The sequence below is a fragment of the Nocardiopsis sp. B62 genome, assembly GCF_018070675.1.
GTDB lineage: Bacteria > Actinomycetota > Actinomycetes > Streptosporangiales > Streptosporangiaceae > Nocardiopsis > Nocardiopsis prasina.
This window is the reverse complement of sequence record NZ_JAGPXK010000035.1, coordinates 25,334-48,623: the sequence shown is the minus strand read 5'-3', so window position 1 is coordinate 48,623 and position 23,290 is coordinate 25,334. Positions and strand designations below refer to the sequence as shown.

Below are 23,290 nucleotides of genomic sequence, written 5' to 3'. Positions count from 1 at the left end.
CCACACCCCTCAACCCTCAACCCCCAACCCCCAACCCCTCACACACCCCTCAGCTCGAACCCGACCTCCGCCTTCACCAACCCGTTCACCTGAACCTCCACCAGGTGTTTCCCCGGGTAGTAGGTTCTCGTTGTGATCGGGCGCACGGGATGCTTCTTCTCCAGGCGACGCCGCTCCCCGGCGCCCAGCTCCAGGGTCGTCCACTTGAACACCTTGGGACTGCGCCCTCCGTTGGCCCGAACGTGGTGCACCACGTAGTCCACGATCACCGTGTGGGGCCGGTCGTCCCTGTTCACGAGATCCACCCGCACGAGCAGTGCCCCACCCAGTTCGAGCACCTCCGGGCTCAGGCTCAACCCCTCCACCTCCACCAGCTCACCGCCAGTGGCGCCGAGCAGGGCCAGAGCCCTCTGGTCACCCTTCTTCACCAGGGTGCGCAGCGCGTGCCGGACGATCCACGCCGTCTCAGGGGTCGGGCTCTCCCGGGTCCATCGCTCGGCCACGTCCAGGACCAGCTCCGGGTGTTCCCTCGACATGTCGTTCAGGTTGTTGGCGACGGAGGTGCGCACGAACTTCGACGGGTCCGACCTCAGCGCCTCCAGGACCTCCAGCACCGGCCCCGGGTCCTCGACGAACCTCGTCAGTCTGCGAGCCCACGGCAACCGGGGACGAATCCCCTCACTGGCGAACCGGCGCACGTTGGGGTCGGGGTCGAGCGCGCAGCCGCGCATCAACTCCATGGTCGCCTCGTAGTGCCGCAGCACGAACGGCCGCACGGCGAACTCACCCGTGTGGCGCTTGGTGATCTCGATCAGAGCGGGCAGGGAGACGTCCGGGTGTTCCAGCCCGTACTCCTCCACGAACCGGGCCACCGCCATCAGATAGAAGCCCTCGTTGAACATGCCCTCGCCCTCACCCAGGGCCTCGGCCTCCAGAGAGGAGACCAGCACGCCGAGGGCACTCGGGTAGTCCTCGGGCAGACGGTCGCGCAGGCCCTTCGCCATCACCAGGACCCGTTCCTTGAGCTCCAGTGGCCTGACGAGCCCCGCGACCTCCACCGCGTACCCGTCGACGTCGAAGCCCGGGTGCACCTTGCGAATCGACTCGCCCAGGGCCCGCGCGCTCGCACCGTCGAAATGGTTCTTGAGGCTGTACTCCCCGGCCATGGCACGTCCCTCGCCCGCACCCCGATCCGGTCGTCGCCCGTCCAACCGGAGCTCGGGGAGAGGCGAAACCGGTGTCGGAACGGTCAAGCTATACCGTGGTGCGACCGAAGTCGAGAATTCGCCATTCCGGTCCAAACACGCACGACAGTCGTGGTCGTCCGTCGGCATGACCCTCCCCGAGAGCCCCCGGTCACCGACCCTCCCCGAGAGCCCCCGGTCACCGACCCTCCCCGAGAGCCCCCGGTCACCGACCCTCCCCGAGAGCCCCCGGTCACCGACCCACCTCGAGAGCCCCCGGTCACCGACCCACCTCGAGAGCCCCCGGTCACCGACCCACCCCGGAGTCCCTGGTCACCGACCCACCCCCAGACCCCCCGGTCACCCACCCACCCCCGAGACAGGGTCGACTGATCAGGGGACCAGCAGCGGGCTCGGAGCCTCCAGGACCTCCGCCGGAACCCGCACCCCCAGCTCGAACAGCCTGCGCAGGTGCGCCTGGTGGCTGAACCGCTCACGCAGCACCTCGTGACCGATCCGCACCTGCCGGGCGTACCGTTCCTCGTCGCCCATCAGCGCCTCGATCTCCGCCCGGACCCCCTCCGGCTCCGTGTAGAGAGCGGCGTCCCCGAACACCGGGGCGAAGGAGGGCGGGAGCAGCGTCGGCAGACCGACCGCGATCGCCTCCAACGGCGCCCGACCGAACGGCTCCAGGTGCCCCTGACCCGTGAAGTACACGTACGCGTCCAGTTCGTTCAGGAACTCGCGGGCGCTCACGGAGTCGAACGGGTGCGTGGTCCAGTGCGGGGGCAGTTCGCCCAACGTGTGTTCGGCGAACCTCGTGCCGCCCAGCACGTGCGTCTCCCAGCCGGGCAGCGCCGGGTAGGCGGCGGCCAGTGCCGCCGGGTCCTCCGGCCACTTGTCCCGGTCGTCCCGTGAATGGCGGCCGAGCAGCACCCGACCGTCCGGGTTCCGGCGCCCTCCCCGCCGCCACGCGTCGACGTCGATGACGTTGGTCCAGTCCTCGTCCGCCAGCGGAACCCCCGCCATCTCCGAGGAGTGGTGCAGCACCATCGCTTCGCGCACTCGCGGGCTGATCGGGTGCCAGCTGTGCTCGCCGAGCATGCTCGTGAACCCCTTCACGCAGCGCGCGACGTTCCACGCCTCGTTCGGGGCCTCACCCTCCCGCCCGGACTCCTCCATCCCGTACCGGCGGTTCGGGGTCTGGTTGAGGACCACGATCCGTCGCGCCGCCTCCACCGTCGGCAGGACGTCCATCGGTCGCTGCCCGATCAGCGGGAAACGGACCACCAACAGGTCGCAGGTGACGCGTTCGTCCGGGGCGACGAAGCGGACCCGGTCGTTGTCGACGGCGGCCAGGATCTTGGGGTTGACGCCACGGGACTGGTCGGCGCGCAGCACCGGGTGGTGGATCAGGCCGGTGGTCAGCCCCGCGTCACGCTGCGCGGTGATCTCCTGGAGATTGCTGCCGGTGCTGCCGCCGGGCAGACGGAAGTCCGACATCAGCACCACGTCGAAGTGCCGGGCCGCACGCGGCGCCCGGATGCGCGCCGTCAGCAGCGAGGGAACGCCGGACGATCCCCGGGCCGCACGCGGGGCGGAGAGATCGGCCAGGTGAGCGTGGTCGCGGGCGCTCTCGGGTTGGCCCGTCGCGCGATGCCAGTTGGACAGCGTCTTGTGGGCCTCGGCGCGTACGGCCGGGCTGGCCTCGGAGTCCGCACCCAGGCCGCGCAGCCGCGCCAGCCCCAGGGAGCTGTAGCCGTTCCAGAGCAGGTCCTGCGCGGTGGCCAGGTTCCGCTCGGCCGGAGTCGTTCGCGCCGCGTCCGGTTCCGTTCCCTCACCCGAGTGTCCGGCCGGGTGCGCACCCGAACGTCCGATCGAATCCTCACCCGAGCGTCCGTCCGGACTCCCGACCGACCCCAACGCCTGGTCGCGGGTCGCGGCCAGCCTGGCCTGCTGTCGCTCGTACCGGGCCCAGCCCTCCACGGTCCGGTCCGCACAGGCGTCGGCGGCCTCCTGGATGGTCTGGCGCACCCGCACGTCCCGGTCTCGGGCCAGGCTGACGTCGTCGTGGCGGTCGCGTGCCATCTCGTCGAGCTGCACGCGCACCTCCTCCATCTTCTCGGCGAGGGTTCTGCGTTCTCGGTCCACGGCGAAGACCACGCCCAGCGCGAGGACGGCGAGCCCCGCGAAGACCAGGGCCAGGGCCAGCCTGGGTGGGCTGAAGGCGACGGCCGCGGTGACCGCCACGACGGCGACCGACACGACCTGCGTGCGGGAAATCGAACTGAGACTCATGACGCGACCACGTTCCGCATAGGGGATAACTTCCTCCCGCGCGGATCCGGTGGGGGACGACCGGTGGCGGCGGGTGCCACCAAGGGTCACCCAGAGGTGCGTCGTGGCGAAGGAACCCCAGTTCGGGGGAGCGTCGGTGACAGAGCAGCGCGAAGCGGCCGATACCGGATCTGCCTGGGCCGCTGATCACCGACCCACCGGCCCCACCGGCTCACCGGCCCACCGGCCTCCGGGCTCCACTACCAACCACCGGCCACAGGACTCACCACCGGCCCACCTGCCCCACCGACCCACTGACCCACGGAGTCACCTCCGACCCACCGACCCACCGGTCAAAGGAGCCACCCCCGACCACCGACCATCGAGCCGCCAACTCACCTGGTGGGAGTTCCTCCCGGCCGAGTCTCAACCGGTGGGGGCTCAGCCCTGGCGGGGGATCGAAGCGGGTGGGTGGAGTGGTCCAGTCCGCAGGGGAGCCTCCTCCGTCAGCCGCTCAGCCGCTCAGCTGCTCAGACGACCTGGCGGGGGCCTGGAACGTGCAGTTGGAGGGGCTCAGTCCGAAGGGGACCTTCCTCCGTCAGCCGACTCCGGCCGCCCGACAGACCCAGGTCACCTTCACCCACTTCCACCCCCGGGTCCACCACCCCCATCTCGACCTCCACCCCCATGCCCTTCCCCGCCACTCTCCGGCCCGTCCCACCGGTGGTCCTGCGCCCGGTCCTCCGGTTGGCGCTCGTGTCCTGGCCCGTCTCACCGGTGGTCCTGCGTCCGGTCCTCCGGTTGGCGCTCGTGTCCCGGCCCCTCCCACCCACGGTCCTGTTCCCGACCCTCCCACCGGCGTTCCTGCTCGGGATCGCCCGCGTCGGCGGCGGAGATCAACACCTCCAGGTCCGGCCCCAGGTCCTCCGGCGACATCGCCAACAGGTACTCGTTGAGGTGGCGGCGGAAGGCCTCCGCCGAGTGGGAGGGCTCCACGTCCTTGCGCCTGGCCAACGCCACCGTGCGCAGCAGCCTCGGCCGGGCCAGCGGTGTCCCCCTCAACCCCGGGCGGTTACGCAGCACCATGCTCGGCACCACCGCCAGGCCCAGCCCCGCCTCCACGAACCGCAGCACGGCGTCCATCTCACCGCCCTCCACAGCGAGGTCCGGCTCGAAGCCGGACGCACGGCACGCACGCAACGTGGCCTCGCGGACGTCGTAACCACGCCGGAACATCACCAGCGGCCGGTGCTCCAGCTCCGTGATGCGGATCGACGCCCGCCCGTTGGGGGAGGGGCGCGAGGTCGGGCTGGCCACCACCAGGTTCTCCCTCAGGATCGGGGTGGTCGAGAAGTCCGGGTCGCTGCTGTGCAGTGGCAGGATGATCAGGGCCAGGTCCAGTTCCCCCCTCCCCAGATCCCGGATGAGGTCGCGGGAACCGCTCTCCTCCACGTGGAGTTCGATCCCGGGGAAGCGCGTGTGGAAGTCCGAGAGCACGTCGGCCAGCAGCCCCGCGCACAACGACGGGGTCGCCCCCAGCCGCACGCGTCCCCGCCGCACTCCAGCCAGCTCCGCCACCTCCCGGCGGGCCGTCTCCAGGTCGGTGAGGATGCGCTGGGCCAGCGGAAGGAGCGCCTCACCAGCGGGTGTGAGTGTGATGTTTCCCCGAGCACGACTGAATAACGGCGCACCCAACTCGCGCTCAAGGCTCCGGATCTGTTTGCTCAAACTCGGCTGGGCGACGCGAGAAAGCTCTGCTGCGCGGGTGAAATGGCGGGTGCGGGCGACAGCGACGAAGTAGGCCAGCTGTTGGAACTGCATGGTCCATAGCCTACGGCTATCGACACCAGGGTCCCGATGACTTGGACGTCAGACTTAACTCGAATTTAGAGTGGCAGGCTGTGGCGAACAGTACCTTGACCAAGAAGCGGTCTACGGCCTACGGGTCCACGGTGGCGCTCAAGTCAGCAATGGCGGCCTCCGGTGCGATCCTTGTGCTGTATTTGATCGCGCACATGTACGGCAACCTGAAGGTCTTCGCGGGCCAGGAGGCCTTCGACGGCTACGCGCACTCACTACGTGAGATCGGGTACCCGCTCCTTCCCGAGAGCGGTTTCCTCTGGATCTTCCGGATCGTGCTCCTCGCGAGCATCCTGATCCACATCTACTCCGCCGCGGTTCTGACGATCCGCGCGCGCAACGCCCGTGAGCAGCGCTACGTGGTGCAGAAGCGGGTCCAGCGGACCTACTCCTCCTACACCATGCGCTGGGGCGGTGTGCTGATCGCGCTCTTCGTGATCTTCCACATCCTCCACCTCACGGTCAACGTCGTCGCACCCGGCGGCAAGTCCGACAGTCCCTTCGAACGACTGGTGAACGGGTTCCAGCCCGAGTTCTGGTTCGTGACCCTGTTCTACGTCCTGGCCGTCATCGCCGTGGGATTCCACCTGCGGCACGGCATCTGGAGTGGCATGGCCACCCTCGGCGTCAACAAGGCCAGCCGCCAGAGCAAGATCAACGCCGTCGCCGTGGCGATCGCGCTGGTCGTGACGGTCGGCTTCCTGCTTCCGCCCCTGGCGGTCACCTTTGGACTGGTGAAGTAAATGCCTGAGAACGACCTCTACATCGAGGGCGCCCCGATCCGCGACGAGAAGGCGCCCGAGGGTCCGATCAACGAGCGCTGGGACCAGCGCCGTTTCTCGGCCAAGCTGGTCAACCCCGCGAACCGGCGCAAGCTCTCCGTCATCATCGTCGGCACTGGTCTGGCCGGTGCGGCCGCCGCGGCCACGATGGGCGAGGCTGGCTACAACGTCATCTCGTTCTGTTACCAGGACAGCCCCCGCCGCGCGCACTCCATCGCCGCGCAGGGTGGCATCAACGCCGCGAAGAACTACCGCAACGACGGCGACAGCATCCACCGCCTGTTCTACGACACGGTCAAGGGCGGTGACTTCCGCTCCCGTGAGTCGAACGTCTACCGCCTGGCCCAGACCAGTGTCGAGATCATCGACCAGTGCGTGGCCCAGGGCGTGCCGTTCGCCCGTGAGTACGGCGGTCTGCTCGACAACCGTTCCTTCGGTGGCGTGCAGGTGTCCCGCACGTTCTACGCGCGCGGCCAGACGGGACAGCAGCTGCTGATCGGCGCCTACCAGGCGCAGGAGCGGCAGATCGCGGCGGGCACCGTTCAGATGAACACCCGCCACGAGATGCTCGAGGTCATCGTCGCCGACGGCAAGGCGCGCGGCATCATCGCCCGCGACATGGTCACCGGCGAGATCGAGACGCACTTCGCCGACGCCGTGGTCCTGGCCACCGGCGGCTACGGCAACGTGTTCTTCCTGTCGACCAACGCCATGGGCTCCAACGTCACCGCCGCGTGGCGTGCCCACCGCAAGGGCGCGCACTTCGCGAACCCCTGCTACACGCAGATCCACCCGACCTGCATCCCGGTCAGCGGCGACTACCAGTCCAAGCTGACCCTGATGAGCGAGTCGCTGCGTAACGACGGCCGGATCTGGGTTCCCAAGGAGGGCGGCGACGCCCGGGACCCGCGCCAGATCCCCGAGGACGAGCGCGACTACTACCTGGAGCGCATCTACCCGGCGTTCGGCAACCTGGTGCCGCGTGACATCGCGTCCCGCGCCGCCAAGAACGTCTGCGACGAGGGCCGCGGTGTCGGTCCCGGCGGTCTGGGCGTCTACCTGGACTTCGCCGACGCGATCGCGCGCCTGGGCAGGGACGCCGTCGAGGCCAAGTACGGCAACCTGTTCGACATGTACCAGCGCATCACCGGCGAGAACCCGTACGAGGTTCCGATGCGCATCTACCCCGCGGTGCACTACACCATGGGTGGTCTGTGGGTCGACTACGACCTCCAGAGCAGCATCCCGGGCCTGTTCGTGACCGGTGAGGCCAACTTCTCCGACCACGGCGCCAACCGCCTGGGCGCCAGCGCGCTGATGCAGGGTCTGGCGGACGGCTACTTCGTCCTGCCGAACACCATCAACGACTACCTGGCCGCGGGCCCGTTCGAGAAGCTGGACGAGAGCCACCCCGACGCCGTCAAGGCGAAGGAGGAGGTCACCTCCCGCATCGACAAGCTGCTCTCCATCAACGGTTCCCGCACCGTCGACTCCTTCCACAAGGAGCTCGGCCACATCATGTGGGACTACTGCGGCATGGAGCGCAACGAGGAGGGCCTGCGCAAGGCGATCGAGCTCATCCGTGAGCTGCGCGCCGAGTTCTGGCGCGACGTCAAGGTGCTGGGCACGAACGAGGAGCTCAACCAGGCTCTGGAGAAGGCCAACCGCGTGGCCGACTTCCTGGAGCTGGGCGAGCTCATGTGCATCGACGCCCTGCACCGCCGTGAGTCGTGCGGCGGCCACTTCCGCGCCGAGAGCCAGACCGAGGACGGCGAGGCCCTGCGACACGACGACGAGTTCGCCTACGTCGCCGCGTGGGAGTTCGGTGGCGTTGACAGCAAGCCCGTGCTCCACAAGGAAGCCCTGGAGTACGAGTACGTCGAGATGAAGCAGCGGAGCTACAAGTGAACATCACCCTGCGCGTTTGGCGCCAGAAGGGCCGTGACGACGAAGGCCGGATGGTCACGTACAAGCTCACGGACGTCTCGCCGGACATGTCCTTCCTGGAGATGCTCGACGTTCTCAACGAGAAGCTCACTCTCGAGAACGAGGACCCGGTCGCCTTCGACCACGACTGCCGTGAGGGCATCTGTGGTGCCTGTGGCGTCGTGATCGACGGCGAGGCCCACGGCCCGGAGGTCACCACCACCTGCCAGCTGCACATGCGCAGCTTCAACGACGGCGACACCATCACGGTGGAGCCGTGGCGGGCCAAGGCCTTCCCGGTCGTGAAGGACCTGGTCGTGGACCGCGGGTCGTTCGACCGCATCATCCAGGCGGGCGGCTTCATCAGCGCCCCCACGGGTACCGCGCCGGACGCCCACGCCAACCCGATCCCGAAGCCGGACGCCGACCGCGCGTTCGACGCCGCGACCTGCATCGGTTGCGGCGCCTGCGTGGCGGCCTGCCCGAACGCCTCCGGCATGCTGTTCACCGCCGCGAAGGTCACCCACCTCGGCATGCTCCCGCAGGGGCAGCCGGAGCGGGCCTCGCGCGTGGTGAAGATGATCAACCAGCACGACCACGAGGACTTCGGCGGCTGCACCAACATCGGTGAGTGCGCGGCGGTCTGCCCCAAGGGCATCCCGCTGGACACCATCTCGCAGCTCAACCGCGATCTGCTGGGTTCGCTCAGCAAGGGCGTCGGCTAGGACCGAGCGTCAGCCCGGAACGGGCCGCACCTTTCGGGGTGCGGCCCGTTCCGCGTTCACCCGCCTATTCGCTCAGGCGCCGGAGCGGTTCGGCTTCTTCCTCGACGATCCGCTGCGCGATTCCGCGCACCCGAAGGGTGCGCAGGTGCTCCAGGGCCCTCTCCACGTTGGTTTCCAGGGCCTCGGCCGAGTCCAGTACCAGCCGTTCGTCCGTCCACGGACCCAGACCAGCCCGACGCGCGGGGAGCGAGTCCCAGACGGGTTCGGGGAAACCGGGAAGGTCGCGTTGCCTGCCCTCCAGCCTGCGCCGGTGCAGGTCGGGGTCGGAGCAGACCACCTCGATCCAGGCCAGGGGCACACCCCTGCGCTCGGCCAGCCCGCGCCACTGTTCACGGGCCTGTTCAACGTCGTTCACGGCGTCCACGACCACGGTCTGGCCCAGTGCCAGGACATCGGCGGCCATCGCCTCCACGACCACGAAGGCGGCCAGTCCGGTGGGTTCCTCACGACTGATCCCCGCACGCCAAAGCGCGGATTCGACGGGATCGACCGAAAGAACCGGCGCGGCCAGGCGCCGACCGAGCCCCTCGGCCACGGTGCTCTTGCCGGAGCCGGGCAGCCCGGCCATCACGATGAGCATGCCTCCCACCTTTCCGACGGGTACCCACAGACGTTCAGACGGCCGGGCGCAGCATGCAGTAGGTGGAGGGGAACGACGGGTCGTTGATCGCGCGGATCACCCGGAAGTCGTACTTCTCGTAGTAGCCGATGTTGGCCGAGTTCATGGTCTCCAGGTAGACCGGAACCCCGTCGGCGTCAGCCTGGGCCAGGCCCGCGCGCAGCAGTCGTGAACCCACACCGGTCCCGCGCGCCACGGGGGCGGTGCCGAGCACCGACAGGTACCAGTGCGCCTCTTCGGGCGCCGAGGCCCGGAGTTCGCCCAGGTACCGGACGATCTCCGGCAGGCGGGCCAGACCGACCAGCTCGAGCCAGTGCGGCAGGGAGCGCAGCACCACGGGCAGCCGTTCACCGGACGCCTCCGGCGGGGTCCACAGGGCGGCCCCGCGCACCACCGGGGGACGCGCCCGGTCCTCCTTGACCTCGTACACCGTGGTGTGGCCGTCCGGGATGCTTCCGAACCCGGCGATCAGCGCGAAGGCACGGGCGCTCTGGGCCATCCGGCGGTTGTCGTCCGGGAAGACCCAGCGGAAGAAGGGGTCGTTGTGGAAGGCCCGGCTCAGGACCCGGGCCACCCCGGGGACGTCGTTCATGGTGGCGGTGCGGACCGACTCGACCGTGGCGGCCATCGAGGTCATCTGCGCAGTCTCCCTCTTCCGGGGTCGTCACCGCCCATGCTAGATCACGGAAACATCACGGGTGGGCCGTTTTCCGGGAAGGGCCCACAGACGTCCCCGTAGTCAGGAAGCGGGTCGGAGCAGGAAGTAACTGGTGCCGACCCCCTCGTGCGGGACCTCGTGCACGCACCGGAAGCCGAAGTGCTCGTAGAAGGCGACGCTCTTGTCGTTGAGGGTCTGGGTGAAGACCGGCAGCCCCTGGGAGTCGGCCTGGTCCAGCCCGGCCGTGAGCAGTCCGCCGGCCAGCCCCGTGCCCGCCGAACTCGGGTCGACGCCCAGCGCGGCCAGGTACAGGTGGGGCTCCTGGGGAGCGGACATCTTCCACTCGGCGAAGATCCTGACGAAGGCGGCGAGCCGGGCACGGCCGATGAGCGGACCCCAGTGCGGCCAGGTGCGCACGGACACCATGGGGCCCTCGGGGTTGCTGGTGGGAAGGGCCCACAGCGCGGCGGCGCGGGTGACCGGCGCGGCCTCCGGCTCCTCGGTGAGCTCGGTGACCCGGGTGTCGCCCGCCGGGACGTAGCCGAACCCGGTGGTCAGGGCGAAGAACCGACGGACCTTGGCCATCCGCTGCTCGTCGTCGGGGAACAGCCAGCGGAAGAGGGGATCGTCGTGCAGCGAGCGGCTGAGCACCCGGGCCACCCCGGGCACGTCGTCGATGGTGGCGGGTCGGGCGGTGGAGGTGACGATCGGACTCATCCTGGCTACTTCCTGGTAGGGGGCGATCCGCTCATGCTAGATCACGAGAAAATCACGGACGTGGGGTGGTCGCACGGTCGGTCACCCGCTGGTCGAACACGTGCGCCCGCACCCAGGCGTGCATGGCCACGGCGGCGGCCGCGCCGGCGTTGATGGACCGGGTCGACCCGAACTGGGCGATCGAGAGCACCGCCGCGCACACCTCGCGGACCTCCTCGGACAGCCCCGGACCCTCCTGCCCGAACACCAGCACCGCGTTGCGTGGCAGCGGGTGGGTCTCCAGGGGGACCGCGCCGGGCAGGTTGTCCACCCCGACCAGCACGAGGTCGTGCTCGGCCGCCCAGGCCACCAGCGATTCCGTGTCCGGGTGGTGGTGCACGTGCTGGTACCGGTCGGTCACCATCGCCCCTCGGCGGTTCCAGCGCCGCTTGCCGACGATGTGCACGGCAGCGCAGCCGAAGGCGTTGGCGGTGCGCACCACCGAACCGATGTTGAAGTCGTGCGACCAGTTCTCCACCGCCACGTGGAACTCGTGCCGCACCGTGTCGAGGTCGGCCACGATCGCCTCGCGCCGCCAGTAGCGGTACTGGTCCACCACGTTGCGCCGGTCGCCGTTGGCCAGCAGTTCCGGGTCGTAGTGGTCGCCCTCGGGCCAGGGGCCCTCCCACGGGCCCACGCCCACCTCCCGTGCCTCGTCCTCCCCGGAGGAGTGCTCGACGGGGATCACGGTGGTGGCCTCGGTGGCGGGGTGCTCGTTCATCGCCTCCAGCTTACGAACCGCCCACGGCCACCCGAGCCGGTCACGTGGGCGCTCACGGGCTCCTACAGGTGGATGCCGCCGTGGAAGTCGCGGCCCTGGATCACCCTTGCCGACCCGCTCACGTCACCGTGGATCTGGTTGACGACAGAGCCCTCGCCCTCCTGGGCGATCTGGCCGACGTCCGCGCGGAGCTTCGCCAGGAGCCGCCCGATCTCCTGGTCCTCGCGTGCGGCCCGCTCCAGGTGCACGGAGACGGCCTCCACGGCCTTGGAGTCGTCCTGCTCCAACCTGAGGTCGTCCAGAGCCTCCTGAGCCTCCGGCTCGGAGCGGAACCGCTTGGTGACGGCCCTGTAGAGGGACCTGAAGGTCGTGACCACGCTCTCCCCGAGACCTTCACCGAGCTTGGTGGCCGAGGCGGTGGCGAGGGCGGCGACGATGGTGGCGGTGACGGGATCGGTCATGGGGGCTCCTGGAGGGTGCGGAGGCGCGCGTACGCCCCCAGTCTTCCCCCTCAGGCCGCCGTCTGTCGCTTCCTCCGGGACACCAGCAGGGCCACGGCGCGCCAACCGAGCATGGTCGCGGCAAGGAACAGCGAGGTCACCAGCACGAAGGACAGGGGAGCCCCCTCGCCGCTGAGCAGGCGCAACGGCATGGCGCCCACGACGGTCACCGCCCACACCAGGACGCCGGTCGGCCAGATCCGGCCAGGAGAGCGCCATGCCAGGGTGACGACCCACCCGAGGGCCAGGGCGGCCAGGAACGGCCACGCGGTCGCGGCGACTTCGGCCGGACCCAGGCCGGTCGCGTGGTCGGTCTTGCCCACCACGACGAACACGAGCACGCAGAGCAGGTCGGCCAGCAGGGCCAGCAGCGGGGTGTACGAGCGCATACCCCCAGGCTAGACCCGCTTCGGGAACCCCCTCCGCCGGGGTTCCCGCGCCCGCCGGAAACCGAGGGTGACCAAACGAACCACCCCCGCACCGACCGCATCAGACCCCCGGAGACCCATACTGGTCCCGTCCTCCTGGTTCCCTCCTCCGACCGGAAGAACATCCCCCCATGAACCCACCGCCTGGTCCCACCGCCGCCACTGCGCCCCTCGACCGCCACCGCCTGCCGCCCGGGGTCACCCGACCAGCCAAGGGTGACCCCGCCGTGGTCGGGAACCACCGTGTGATCGGTCGGATCTCCCGGAACGCGGCGGGCACGGCCCTGCTCGGCGTGGATGACACTGGTTCAGCCTCCGTGATCCGCGTGTTTCCCTCCCCTCTGGCCGACTCCCCAGAGGCACGCACCCGGCTGGAGGCGGAGTTCGACCGACTGGCCCGAGTGCGCTCCCTCTGCGCGGCCACCCACCGGAGCGCGGACGGCCGGGCCACCGAACCGTGGCTGGCCTCCTCGTACGCCCCCGGGCACACCCTCGCCGCGCACGTGGCCGCGCACGGTCCGCTGACCGGTGGCATGCTCACCGCCCTCGCCGCCGGACTCGCGGAGGCCCTTGCGGCGGGCCACGCGGTCGGGGCGCTCCACCTGGCCCTGGACCCGAGCAGGGTGATCCTGTCCCCGGAGGGTCCCCGGGTGGTGGATCTCGGGATCGCGCGCGCCACCGGCCGACCGATCTCCTCGCCGCGCTGGTCCGCCCCCGAGCAGCGCTCCGCGGATCCCGAGGAAGTGACCGGATACGCCGACGTGTACGCCTGGGGCTCGCTGGTCCGGTTCGCGGCCACCGGTTGGGAGCCCTCCGGAGAGGCCACGGACGAACCGGAGATCGGTTCCGTGCCGTCGCACCTTGCCCCCCTCGTTCGACGCGCCCTGACGGAGACGCCCGAACAACGCCCCACCGCACTGGAGGTCCTCCGGGAACTCACCTCGGGGAAGGACCCGGCGACGGCGGTGTCCGCGCTCCTGGCCGCCGAGTGGACCGGGGTGACCGTCCCCGAACCCCGCAGAGCGGGTCGCGCAGGCAGGCCCGCGCTGCTCGCCGGGAGCGCCGCCGTGCTGGTGATCGCCCTGCTCGGCGGCTGGGCCGTGGTTCGTCCCGGCGAGGAGCCGGAGGGACCAGGCCCCACGGCTGCCGACGGCACTGCGGAGGGCACCGACGAGGTGGAACGGAGCGGACCGACCGTCGCCGTGGACCCCGAGGACGTCGAAGCGGTGGTGGCCGAGGCAGTGGAACTCGCGCTGGGCGCGTCCAGCTTCACGACCTTCGACTACGCCTACGCCAACAGCGGCGGGGACTTCACTCCGTTCCACTACCTCTACTCCGAGGACCCCCGACCGGCGATGACCCGGGCCAACTACCTGGGTCCCGTCGGGGGCGGGCTGCTCGCCCTGGGAGCGGATCTGGACGACTTCGTGCACTTCAGCGACGTCCCGGGCGCGACGACCGACAGTATCGAGCGTGTGTACTACCTTGACCCGGGACCGAACGCGGAGCGGCGGGGCGAGCCCCGGGAGGAGTGGGAGGCTCTGGTCCACTCACTGGAGGGCGTCCTCACGGCGCAGGACCCCGTTGTCTACGAAGGACTCGGCACCGTCGACGACGAGTACGTCCCCGTTGAACTGTCGGGTGAGGATCCCGCCGAGCGCGGAGGACACCACTACACCGGGACGTTCGTCCACACCTTCCAACGCACGACACACAGCGAACCGGTGGAGACGGACTTCGACCTGTGGATCTCCGAGGAGGGGTATCCGCTCCGGTTCCTGCTGGTGGGCCTGCCGGGAGAGGAGTTCGGTACCGACTCGGGCGAGCCCCTGACCCTCACCCACCAGACGGACTTCTTCCGCTTCGACCAGCCGGTGGAGATCACCATCCCCGAGGAGTCCGAGATCCTCCCCGAGCACCCCTAGGCCACTCCTTCGCCCGATCCACCGCGCCCGCAGCTGCCCCGAGGCCGTCCCCTGCGAGCCTTCCCCCGAACACCGGCACCACCAGAACCGGGTCGGCTCGTTCCGGCTGCCCCTTCACCCCGTTCCCGTCCCGTCACTGTCCATCGACACCGGGAGAGAACCTCCGTGGTGACGTCGGGATCACACGGGGCGAACGCATCGCGTGAACGGCCCGTCATCGTGAAAGGAAACGATGAGCACTTCCCCCACCCCCGCTGAGGGCCCCAACCCTCAGCCTCACCCCACCCCCACCGGGGGGCCGGACCACCAGACTGATCCGCCACCCGGTCTCGATCCCCTGACCGAGACCGATCCCCGCCAGATCGGCCCCTGCCGACTGGTGGGCCGGATCGGGGCCGGGGGGATGGGTGTGGTGTACGCGGGGATGGACCACCTCGGCCGCTGCGTGGCGCTCAAGACCGTCCACGCGAAGTACGCGGACCGGCCAGGACACCGGGAGGCGTTCGCCCGCGAGGTCCAGATGCTGCGTCGCGCCAACGGGATCAGCACCGCCCACGTCCATGGCGCCGATCCGTCGGCGCCCGTCCCTTGGCTGGCCTTCGACTACGTTCCCGGCCGGGACCTGCGCCGTCACGTGCGCGAGTTCGGTCCCCTGACCGGAGACATGCTGCGCACGTTCGCCCTGGGAATGGCCGAGGGGCTGGCCAGCCTGCACTCGGCGGGGATCGCGCACCGCGACATCAAGCCGGGCAACGTGATCCTGGCCCCGGACGGGCCCAAGATCGTGGACTTCGGGATCGCGGTGGAGATCGGCACCGACCCGGAACAGGACGCGTCCGCCTCCTACGGCACGCCCGGCTGGTCCGCGCCCGAACGCTACGCCGGAGCCGTGGCCGACCCCGCGGCGGACGTGTTCGCGTGGGGCGGTCTGGTGACCCTGGCCGCCACCGGCCGCAACCCCTTCGGAACCGGGAGCCCGGCGGAGCTGGCCGCCCGCGTCAAGGAGGGAGCCCACGACATCGCGGGGGTCCCCGAGGACCTGATCCCCCTGGTGGAGCGGGCCCTGTCGGTGGCCGCTCCCGAGCGGCCCACCGCGGTCGACCTCCTGGTCGGGCTGCTGCCGCCCGCCACGGCGGAGGAGACTGACCGGGGGTCGAGCCCGGACCGTGCTCGCACGCAGAGGGTGCTGCGCGGAATGCTGGCCAACTACTGGCGCGGTGTGGACGCGGCCGGTCACGACCCGGCCCGCTGGGCGGCCGTGCTGGGAACCGCCTCGGCGGTGGGCCTGGGCGTGGTCGGCGCGGGGACGCTGGGCTCGGGTGTCGGAGGTGCGGCCGGGGCCGGAGGGGCTGGTGCGGGTACCGGTGTCGCTGGTGCGGCGGGTGCTGGCGGTGCCGGGACCGCAGGTGCCGGAGCGGGTGCTGCCGGAGGGATGGCCTCCGCGGGAGCCATGGGTACGGCCGGTGGTGCGGCGGGCGCTGCCGGTGGCGCCGCAGGCAGCGGCGGGATCATCGGCGCCCTGTCCGGGGTCAAGGGAGTTGTGGCCGTTCTGGGAACCCTGACGCTTGTCGGCGGCGCGGTGGTGACCGGAGCCTGGCTCCTCCAGGACGACACCCCGGCCGAGGAGACGGTGTCCGCCGAGGACACCGAGGAGGAGGACGGCACCCCCGCCATCGAGGAGGACCCCTCCGACGGGGCTGCGGTCCTGGCCGACGCCGTCGCGTTGGCGATGGATGCCGACAGTTTCACCACGTTCGACTTTCCCAACGTCAACGACGTGAGCGCCGAGACGACGGTTCGCTACAGGTACACACGGGAGCCCGAAGCCCGGATGACGCACGCCACTCACCTGGGACAGCTCGGGACCGGCATCCTCGCCAGTGGTTCGGGCCTCGACGAGTACGTGTACTTCGCGGACAGCATTGGGCTCACGTTCGACGATCCGACCGAACGCGGGTACTACCAGGAGCCCAGGTCCAACCAGGTCGGCGTCGACCCCCGGGCCGAATGGGAGAGCCTGTTCGACGTGTTCGAGCAGATACGGGAACAGGGTGTGGAGATCGAGTACACCGGCCGGTCCACCACGGACGACCAGTACGCCCCCGACGAGTTGCTGGACGACGAGCTTCTGGAGCAACGGAGTCAGGGAGTCTTCGAGATCGGTCGGGAGGCGCACCTCTACACCGGCACCATGGTCCACGAGTTCCGCTACTTCGCCGACCCCACGACACTGGAGACCGAGTTCCAGGTCTGGGTCTCCGATGAGGGGTACCCGCTCGCCTACTACCTGGAGGCGGGGACGGACGATCCCACGGAGATCCCGGGCGAGACGCTGACGTTCATGCACACGGTGGGCTTCTACCGCTTCAACGAAGCGGTGGAGATCGAGGTCCCGGAAGAGCAGGAGATCGCTCCGGGCACGGGCTGATCCCGACCGCGGCGCACGCGGGTCCCGGCGCCCTCCTCGGCACCGGGACCCGCGACGAACGCCCCGAGGGCCTACGCGCCCTTCAGGTTCTGCTTCAGGAAGTCCACCTGCAACAGCAGCAGGTTCTCCGCCGTCACCGGGTCCGCCGGGCTGTGGGTCACGCCCGCGAGCGGCAGCACCGTGTGGGGTCGGCCCGCGGCCAGCAGCGCCTCGGACATCCGCTGCGTGTGCGCGAACACCACGTTGTCGTCGATCAGCCCGTGGATCAGCATCAGCGGTCGCTCCAGCTTGGCCGCGTCCGCCATCAGGGACGTCCTCTCGTACACCTCCGCCTGCTCGTGCGGGGTTCCCAGATAGCGCTCGGTGTAGTGCGTGTCGTACAGGGCCCAGTCGATCACCGGGGCGCCCGCCACGGCCGCGTGGAACACGTCCGGGCGGCGCAGCACGGCCAGCGCCGCCAGGTATCCGCCGAACGACCACCCGTGGATGCCCACCCGGCTCGTGTCCAGGCACTCGAACCGCTCAGCGGCCTCCGCCAGGGCCGTCACCTGGTCCTCCAGGACCGGCTCGGCGAGATCGTGGTGGACCGCCTGCTCGTAGTCCAGCCCCAACCCCGGGGTGCCGCGACCGTCCGCGATGAGGACGGCGAAGCCCTGCTCCGCGAACCACTGCGAGGCCAGGAACGCGCCGCGCGCGTTGAGCACCCGCTGGGCGTGCGGGCCGCCGTACGGGGCGACCAGCACCGGCAGCGGGTCCTCGCCCTCGCGGTACCAGGACGGCAGGACCAGCGCGGTGGGGATTCCGCGCTCCCCGGCCAACCAGGTGTGCACGCGCACGTCCGGCAGGTCGGGGGTCTCGGCGAGGCTCTCGATCTCACCGTGGGCGCGGCGGGTCTCGCGGCTGGCGTCGCGTACCACCAGGGTCCGCACCCCGGTGAAGTCCATCGAACGGTGCTGCACCACGAGGGTGTCGCCCCGCAGCCTGCCGGAGCGCACTCCGCCGTGCCCGTCGTCGGAACCTCCCGGCAGTTCCAGCGGGGCGCACGTGCCCAGCCGGGTGTCGGCCAGCCACAGCGACACGTCGCCGGGACGCCCGGCGGGGGAACCGGTGAACAGCACGCGGTCGCCGTCCACGTCCACCACGCCGCGCACGTACACGCCCTCGGCGCTGACCGCGCCCTCGCCCACGTACACCCGGCGCTCGCCCCGGGTGCCGTCGCGGCCGATCCACACCAGCTCACCCGACGCGGTGAACGCGGGCACCCCCGGCATGATCTCCACCCACACGTCGTCGCTCTCGGTACGGACGGCCGAGACCAGACCGGTGGCGGGGTCGGAGCTGAACAGGGTGAGGGTGCGCTGGTCGCGGCTCTGCGCGGTGAACACCAGCACGGGGTTGCCGTCCGGCCCGGTGGTCCACCCCACGGTGGGCAGGTACGGCAGCGCCTCACGGTCCCACTCGATCGGCGTGGGCTCGGGGAGCCCGTCGCGCCGGTACGCGGTCGCGGACGGCACGGCGAGCACCGCGAGCCGCACGTCCGGGTTGGCGGTTCCGGCCGCCGGGTACCGCAGCGGCTGCGGCTCCTGACCGGGCTGGTTCGGGTCGCCGACGAACCAGCGGTTCACCTCGGACTCGTCCACCCGGCTGACCGCCAGCGAGTGCCCGTCCGGGGACCACCAGAAGCCGCGCACCCGGCTCATCTCCTCGGCGGAGACCAGGTCGGCCAGACCCCAGGTGACGTGCTCGCCGTCCGGCTCCACGAGGACGCGGTCCCGGTCCGGGTCGCCGTCGTCGGCGATGTCGACCACGCGGACCGCGCCCTGGTGCACGTAGGCCACCCGGTCACCCGCGGGGGCGATCCGGGGGTCGACGGCCGGGCTGGCCACCGGGAGCTCTCGCGGGGCGCCGTCGTCCCCGACGAGGTCGACGTAGAACACCCGTCCGGACAGCGTGAACACCGCGCGGGTGAAGGCGTCGTCCACCGTGTACGACACGATGCCGCCGCCGTGCTCGCGCATCCGCTCGCGGCGGGCCCGCTCCTCCGGGGGGAGGTTCTCGTCGTCGGCGCCGAGGTCCCGGGGGTCGGCGAGCAGCGACACGGTCCCGGTCTCCACTGAGTACGACCACAGGCAGGTCGCCCGGTCGGTACCGTCACGTCCGCGCAGGAAGGTGACGCGTTCCCCGTCCGGAGAGATCTGGAACGCGCGCGGGACCCCGATCGTGAAGCGCTGGGTTCTGGCCTGTTGGCGAGGAAAACTCATACGCCGATTGTGTCCCATGGCACGGCCCGGTCGTTCCCGGACCCGCGCCCGTCGTGCGAGGTCCGCCACCTGTCTGCCCCATGGTGGCGTTTGGGAGGAGAAGCGCGCATCCGCCCGGTATTGTTCGCTGCGTGATGGACAGGCGACTGATGATGGTGCACGCGCACCCGGACGACGAGAGCATCGTCACCGGTGCCACGCTGGCGAAGTACGCGGCCGAGGGGGCCGGGGTCACCCTGGTGACCTGCACCCTGGGCGAGGAGGGCGAGGTCATCCCCGCCGGTCTGGCCCACCTGACCGCGGACCGCGAGGACACCCTGGGCGAGTACCGGATCGGGGAGCTCGACAGGGCCTGCCTGGCCCTGGGCGTGCGCGACCACCGGTTCCTCGGAGGCCCCGGCCACTACCGGGACTCCGGGATGATGGGCGGCCCCACCAACGACCACCCGAAGGCCTTCTGGGGCGCCGACGTCGAGGAGGCGGCCCGCCGTCTGGCCGAGGTCATCCGCGAGGTCCGCCCGCACGTGCTGGTCAGCTACGACGAACACGGCGGCTACGGTCACCCGGACCACGTCCAGGCCCACCGGGTCACCCGCCGAGCCTGCGCCAAGGCCAACGAGCGGGCCATGCCCGGCACTCCGTGGCAGGTCGGCAAGCTGTACGCGATCGCGCAGCCGGTGTCCCGGATCGAGGCGTCCATCGCGCGGCTCAACGAGGAGGCGGGACCGTTCACCCCGCCCAAGCAGGTGTCGGACATCGCCCGGGGCACTCCCGACGCGCTCGTCACCACACGGATCGACGCCTCCGACCACTGGGCGGCCAAGGCCCTGGCCATGCGGGCGCACGCCACACAGATCACGGTGGACGGGGAACGGTTCGCGCTGTCCAACGACATCGCCCAGGAGATCGACGCCGTCGAGCACTTCACCCTGCTGATGGGACCGCCCCCCAGGGCCGGGGCGGACGGCTACGAGACGGACCTGTTCGCCGGACTGTGAGGCGGCGCAGTACCGGGGATCGTGCCACCTTCCCGCCCGGGAGCACCTACCCTCGTCTTCCGTGACCACTCCTGAGACTCCCGAGAACCCCGAGACGTCCCCGGCACCGCGGGGCGGCCCGCCCCCGTTCCTGTCGTCGGCGGTGACCGTGCTCTCGTTCGCGGTCCTGCTCGTCGCGGGCCTGGCCGTGGGGGTGCTCTCCGGCTTCGCGATGGGCTGGGTCTCCCACTTCTGGGACCTCGGCCTCTCCCAGCAGGTCGGGGGCGTGGCCGCGGTGGTCGCCTTCCTGCTGGCGCTGTACGCGCTGTGCCGCCTGGCCGGGTGGGGGAGCCGCCGCCAGTCCGGCGCCGTGGGCTTCGCGGTCGGCTACGTCGCGGTCATGCTGGTCATGCTCGGCTACCTGACCGGCGGGAACATCGTGTTCTCCGCGAAGCTGGTCAACTACGTCTTCCTGTTCGGCTCGATGATCGCCCTGGCCGTCGGGGTGATGCGCAGTTTCGTCCTGCCGCCGCGCCCCACCCCAGTGGTCACCCCTTCGGCGTAGCGCCGTGCGGGCCTACGCCCAGAACTGGAGCAGCAGCTTCCCGTGGAACATCATCCCCGGGATGGTCGGATTGGGCAGGAGCAGGTCGAAGAGCGCGTAGGCCGACTTCTCGAACACGTCCCGCACCACCGGCAGCCACAGGACGGCGAACACCGCGATCGAGCAGAACAGCCCGTTGACCCGGACGAACTCCGTCCAGCGGGCGCCCCTGAAGGCGGCCAGGACGTGGTACCCGTCCAACCCAGGGACCGGCAGCAGGTTCACCACCGCGCTGGTGAGGTTGGCCAGGGACAGGAAGGCGATCGAGGAGATCGCCCAGTTGGTGGTGTCCTGGCCGACCGGGACCAGGAGTGAGACGGTCAGGGCCAGCAGGGCCGACAGCACCAGGCTGGCGAGCGGACCGGCCAGCGCCACCATGACCCGGCGGCCCCGACCCGGCACGCGCTCCCAGTCCACGTAGGTGGGCGGCCCGTTCAGGCCGAACCCGCCCAGCCCCAGGTACACCACCGGCAGCACCAGGCCGCCGAAGGCCTCCCGGTAGGCGAAGGGGTTGAACCGCAGGTAGGCGCTGCCGCGCAGTGAGCGGTCCCCGGCAAGGTAGGCGGCCAGGGCGTGCGCGAACTCGTGGACGGCCAGCGAGACGAACCACCCGAGAAGGATCAGCAGCGGCGGGAGGAGCGGGGTGACCGACGTCCCCTCGTCGGCCCAGTCCAACTCGGCGTGGGTCCAGGACAGCCAGCCCGCGAACCCGGCCAGGCCGAGGACAAGCAGGAACACCGGGCTCGGCAGGAAGTCAGCCCAGCTCTGCGGCCGCTCGGGGGCGGCCTCCTTCACTCCGGTGCCCTCGACGCCCTCGACGCCCTCGACGCCCTTGACGGCCCCCTCCCCGGCGCCCTCACGACCGTGGTCGGAGACCGCGTCGTCCGCACCCTCGTCCGCACCGTCCGAGCGGTCGGCGCCGACCCCGGAGGCGTTCAGGGCGTCGTCGGGCATCTGGTTCCACGGGTCGGCGGCGCGCGTCCGCTCGCCGTGGTCCGCCTCGCTGTCGGGGACGTTCACGGCGTCGGGGTCCGTCGACTGCGGCGGCTCGGGCGTGGGCATGATGCTCCTGCTGGTCGCGGGTGGTTCGCGCTCCAGATTAGGCCCTGGCGCGCACCTCCTCGCAGCGGGTGCCTCACCGATCACTGCCCCGCCCTGACCTCGCCCTGAGGGGCGGCCGCTGACGGCGTCCGACGGGGCGCCGCCTCAGACCACCGCTCGGGGCGCCACCGCCGACCTGTGCAGGGAGGCCACCGCGAACGCCCGACCCGCGGGGGTGAGCTCCCGGCGGCCGTCGCTGTCGTCCCCGGTGACCAGCCCGAGCGCCTCCAGCAGCCAACCAACCGCCATCACCATGGCGCGCACCCGGTCCGAGGCGGCCTCGGCGGCGCGGCGGTGGGCGGCGGCGTGCCGTCCGGCGGCCAGCGGAGGGTCGACCGGGCGCCACCCGGACTCGGTCAGGGTCCGCTCGGCCGCCTCCGCGTCCGAGATGCCTGGCCTGGCGTGCGATCCCAGACCCTGGGGTGAACGGCCCAGAAGCATGCCGAGCAGGGTCTCGGCGGCGGCCTGCTGGATGCCGCCGGTCCGACACAGCGTCTCCGTGGCGGCCTGCCACAACGCCTCGGGGTCCTCGCGCAGCTGCTGGCCGCGCCGGGTGAGTTCGAGCCGGCGCCCGGACCGGCGCACGGCGCGCATCGTGCGCAGCACCTGGTGCAGGGCGATGATCTGGGTGGCGTCGGTCTCGCTGCGCGGCGGTTCGGGGGTGGTGGACCAGCCGAAGTCCTCACACAGCTGCCGCACCACGCCCGGGGAGATGTACCCGATCTGCGTGAGCGCGATCCCCTCCGAGGCCAGGTCCAGCATCCGTTGCAGCGGCGCCATCGCGGCCGTCGAACCGCGAGGGACGTCCGCCCCCGCGATGATCTGGCCCACCAGCGGCCACAGCCGCTGTCGGTGCGGGTGTGCCGACGAGGAGATCCACGCCCGGACCCGCTCCTCGCGGACCCGGTCCAGGTGGCTGAGCCCCCGGTGGTCGGGCTGGGTGAGGAAGGACCGCGCGAACCGCTCCTGGGCGGGCCGCCAGCCGCTCTTGCCGGGGCGGATGTCGCCCAGGGTGATCGCGAGTTCGAGGGCGGCGGCGGTCTCCCGGCGGGCGTGCATCTCCACGTCGCCCACACTGGTGCCCCAGGTGAGTTCGGGCAGGTCGGGCGGCTCCACCCCGGACTCCCACATGAGCCGCTCGTACATGGCCAGCCCCGCCGTGTGGTCGGCGTCGTACAGCGTCAGGAGGGTGGCGGTCTCGGAGGCCCGGCACACGTCCGCGTACCGGTTCAGCTTCAGGAGCTGGAAGAGGTGGCTCAGGGAACGCACCGCGAACAGTCGGTCGTCCGCGGAGTCCTGGAAGCGCATGGGCAGCTCGTACCAGCAGAAACGCTGCACCGTGTGCTGGTTGAGCCGTTGGATCTCCTGGTCGGGGGCGAGCGTGTCCAGAGCCAGTCGTGCCAGGTCGGCTGCCCGCTCGTCCCGCCGGGCCAGCTCGGCGAGTGCGGACGCGACTGCCTCCCGCATGATGGGCGCCACCTCCCCGCGTACCTCGTGC

General features: G+C 70.8%; 19 protein-coding genes. 7 read left to right on the top strand and 12 right to left on the bottom strand.

The features are described 5' to 3' along the window. Positions 1-38: 38 nt before the first annotated feature. The 3 genes from KBX21_RS24280 to KBX21_RS24270 form a co-directional block, all read right to left on the bottom strand. Positions 39-1,166: a DNA alkylation repair protein gene (locus tag KBX21_RS24280; RefSeq protein ID WP_210843901.1), complete on the bottom strand. Its 1,128-nt coding sequence runs from the start codon at positions 1,164-1,166 to the stop codon at positions 39-41. A gap of 411 nt (positions 1,167-1,577) precedes the next feature. Next, positions 1,578-3,482 (bottom strand): glycosyltransferase, encoded by a 1,905-nt coding sequence (locus KBX21_RS24275; RefSeq protein WP_210843899.1) that lies wholly within the window; start codon positions 3,480-3,482, stop codon positions 1,578-1,580. 750 nt (positions 3,483-4,232) lie between these two features. Next, positions 4,233-5,282, bottom strand: a complete 1,050-nt coding sequence (locus tag KBX21_RS24270; RefSeq protein WP_247666259.1) for a LysR family transcriptional regulator — start codon at positions 5,280-5,282, stop codon at positions 4,233-4,235. A 131-nt stretch (positions 5,283-5,413) separates the two neighbouring features. Here KBX21_RS24270 and KBX21_RS24265 point away from each other — a divergent pair, with 131 nt between their 5' ends. The 3 genes from KBX21_RS24265 to KBX21_RS24255 are packed head-to-tail and all read left to right on the top strand — an operon-like array spanning position 5,414 to position 8,754. After that, the gene (locus tag KBX21_RS24265) at positions 5,414-6,064 is read left to right on the top strand and encodes a succinate dehydrogenase cytochrome b subunit (protein ID WP_082206759.1); all 651 of its coding nucleotides are present in this window, start codon (positions 5,414-5,416) and stop codon (positions 6,062-6,064) included. Then, on the top strand, positions 6,065-8,011 hold the full coding sequence (locus KBX21_RS24260) for a fumarate reductase/succinate dehydrogenase flavoprotein subunit (protein ID WP_049579567.1): 1,947 nt from the start codon (positions 6,065-6,067) through the stop codon (positions 8,009-8,011). Continuing rightward, complete coding sequence (locus tag KBX21_RS24255; protein ID WP_017542195.1) at positions 8,008-8,754, top strand: succinate dehydrogenase/fumarate reductase iron-sulfur subunit; 747 nt, start codon at positions 8,008-8,010, stop codon at positions 8,752-8,754. The genes KBX21_RS24260 and KBX21_RS24255 overlap by 4 nt, the downstream gene beginning before the upstream one ends. Before the next feature lie 64 nt (positions 8,755-8,818). Here KBX21_RS24255 and KBX21_RS24250 read toward each other — a convergent pair whose 3' ends face one another. From KBX21_RS24250 to KBX21_RS24225, 6 genes are all read right to left on the bottom strand, one after another. Continuing rightward, positions 8,819-9,394, bottom strand: coding sequence for an ATP-binding protein (locus KBX21_RS24250; protein WP_210843898.1), 576 nt, complete (start codon positions 9,392-9,394; stop codon positions 8,819-8,821). A gap of 34 nt (positions 9,395-9,428) precedes the next feature. After that, the gene (locus KBX21_RS24245) at positions 9,429-10,070 is read right to left on the bottom strand and encodes an N-acetyltransferase (RefSeq protein ID WP_210843896.1); all 642 of its coding nucleotides are present in this window, start codon (positions 10,068-10,070) and stop codon (positions 9,429-9,431) included. 102 nt (positions 10,071-10,172) lie between these two features. Then, on the bottom strand, positions 10,173-10,808 hold the full coding sequence (locus tag KBX21_RS24240) for an N-acetyltransferase (protein ID WP_049579575.1): 636 nt from the start codon (positions 10,806-10,808) through the stop codon (positions 10,173-10,175). A 52-nt stretch (positions 10,809-10,860) separates the two neighbouring features. Continuing rightward, positions 10,861-11,568, bottom strand: coding sequence for an RNA methyltransferase (locus KBX21_RS24235; RefSeq protein ID WP_210843894.1), 708 nt, complete (start codon positions 11,566-11,568; stop codon positions 10,861-10,863). Positions 11,569-11,630: 62 nt separating this feature from the next. After that, positions 11,631-12,029, bottom strand: a complete 399-nt coding sequence (locus tag KBX21_RS24230) for a hypothetical protein (protein ID WP_049579580.1) — start codon at positions 12,027-12,029, stop codon at positions 11,631-11,633. Positions 12,030-12,079: 50 nt separating this feature from the next. Further along, positions 12,080-12,457, bottom strand: a complete 378-nt coding sequence (locus KBX21_RS24225; RefSeq protein WP_049579581.1) for a DUF3054 domain-containing protein — start codon at positions 12,455-12,457, stop codon at positions 12,080-12,082. 170 nt (positions 12,458-12,627) lie between these two features. Here KBX21_RS24225 and KBX21_RS24220 point away from each other — a divergent pair, with 170 nt between their 5' ends. After that, on the top strand, positions 12,628-14,421 hold the full coding sequence (locus KBX21_RS24220) for a kinase (RefSeq protein WP_210843892.1): 1,794 nt from the start codon (positions 12,628-12,630) through the stop codon (positions 14,419-14,421). Between the two features lie 232 nt (positions 14,422-14,653). Next, on the top strand, positions 14,654-16,849 hold the full coding sequence (locus KBX21_RS24215) for a serine/threonine-protein kinase (protein ID WP_210843890.1): 2,196 nt from the start codon (positions 14,654-14,656) through the stop codon (positions 16,847-16,849). A gap of 71 nt (positions 16,850-16,920) precedes the next feature. On the opposite strand, the gene KBX21_RS24210 is transcribed toward KBX21_RS24215, so the two are convergent. Beyond that, entirely contained in the window at positions 16,921-19,110 is a 2,190-nt protein-coding gene (locus tag KBX21_RS24210) for a S9 family peptidase (RefSeq protein WP_210843888.1), read from the bottom strand. Between the two features lie 131 nt (positions 19,111-19,241). Here KBX21_RS24210 and mshB point away from each other — a divergent pair, with 131 nt between their 5' ends. Both mshB and KBX21_RS24200 read left to right on the top strand, forming a co-directional pair. Next, positions 19,242-20,108 (top strand): N-acetyl-1-D-myo-inositol-2-amino-2-deoxy-alpha-D-glucopyranoside deacetylase, encoded by an 867-nt coding sequence (mshB, locus tag KBX21_RS24205; protein WP_199776659.1) that lies wholly within the window; start codon positions 19,242-19,244, stop codon positions 20,106-20,108. Between the two features lie 61 nt (positions 20,109-20,169). Continuing rightward, on the top strand, positions 20,170-20,652 hold the full coding sequence (locus tag KBX21_RS24200; protein WP_307869270.1) for a hypothetical protein: 483 nt from the start codon (positions 20,170-20,172) through the stop codon (positions 20,650-20,652). A 12-nt stretch (positions 20,653-20,664) separates the two neighbouring features. On the opposite strand, the gene KBX21_RS24195 is transcribed toward KBX21_RS24200, so the two are convergent. Together KBX21_RS24195 and KBX21_RS24190 are read right to left on the bottom strand one after the other, a co-directional pair. After that, a complete protein-coding gene (locus tag KBX21_RS24195; RefSeq protein ID WP_210843886.1) occupies positions 20,665-21,753 on the bottom strand; it encodes a site-2 protease family protein in 1,089 nt (362 codons plus the stop codon). A 144-nt stretch (positions 21,754-21,897) separates the two neighbouring features. Then, positions 21,898-23,259 carry a hypothetical protein gene (locus KBX21_RS24190; RefSeq protein ID WP_210843883.1) on the bottom strand — a complete coding sequence of 454 codons (1,362 nt, stop codon included), beginning with the start codon at positions 23,257-23,259 and terminating at the stop codon, positions 21,898-21,900. Positions 23,260-23,290: the final 31 nt, after the last annotated feature.

Excerpts from the sequence above, each read along its gene's own strand:
- KBX21_RS24280 (WP_210843901.1), bottom strand. The coding sequence starts at position 1,166 with ATGGCCGGGGAGTACAGCCTCAAGAACCATTTCGACGGTGCGAGCGCG.
- KBX21_RS24275 (WP_210843899.1), bottom strand. The coding sequence starts at position 3,482 with ATGAGTCTCAGTTCGATTTCCCGCACGCAGGTCGTGTCGGTCGCCGTC.
- KBX21_RS24270 (WP_247666259.1), bottom strand. The coding sequence starts at position 5,282 with ATGCAGTTCCAACAGCTGGCCTACTTCGTCGCTGTCGCCCGCACCCGC.
- KBX21_RS24260 (WP_049579567.1), top strand. The coding sequence starts at position 6,065 with ATGCCTGAGAACGACCTCTACATCGAGGGCGCCCCGATCCGCGACGAG.
- KBX21_RS24250 (WP_210843898.1), bottom strand. The coding sequence starts at position 9,394 with ATGCTCATCGTGATGGCCGGGCTGCCCGGCTCCGGCAAGAGCACCGTG.
- KBX21_RS24245 (WP_210843896.1), bottom strand. The coding sequence starts at position 10,070 with ATGACCTCGATGGCCGCCACGGTCGAGTCGGTCCGCACCGCCACCATG.
- KBX21_RS24240 (WP_049579575.1), bottom strand. The coding sequence starts at position 10,808 with ATGAGTCCGATCGTCACCTCCACCGCCCGACCCGCCACCATCGACGAC.
- KBX21_RS24235 (WP_210843894.1), bottom strand. The coding sequence starts at position 11,568 with ATGAACGAGCACCCCGCCACCGAGGCCACCACCGTGATCCCCGTCGAG.
- KBX21_RS24230 (WP_049579580.1), bottom strand. The coding sequence starts at position 12,029 with ATGACCGATCCCGTCACCGCCACCATCGTCGCCGCCCTCGCCACCGCC.
- KBX21_RS24225 (WP_049579581.1), bottom strand. The coding sequence starts at position 12,457 with ATGCGCTCGTACACCCCGCTGCTGGCCCTGCTGGCCGACCTGCTCTGC.
- KBX21_RS24220 (WP_210843892.1), top strand. The coding sequence starts at position 12,628 with ATGAACCCACCGCCTGGTCCCACCGCCGCCACTGCGCCCCTCGACCGC.
- KBX21_RS24215 (WP_210843890.1), top strand. The coding sequence starts at position 14,654 with ATGAGCACTTCCCCCACCCCCGCTGAGGGCCCCAACCCTCAGCCTCAC.
- KBX21_RS24210 (WP_210843888.1), bottom strand. The coding sequence starts at position 19,110 with ATGAGTTTTCCTCGCCAACAGGCCAGAACCCAGCGCTTCACGATCGGG.
- KBX21_RS24195 (WP_210843886.1), bottom strand. The coding sequence starts at position 21,753 with ATGCCCACGCCCGAGCCGCCGCAGTCGACGGACCCCGACGCCGTGAAC.
- KBX21_RS24190 (WP_210843883.1), bottom strand. The coding sequence starts at position 23,259 with ATGCGGGAGGCAGTCGCGTCCGCACTCGCCGAGCTGGCCCGGCGGGAC.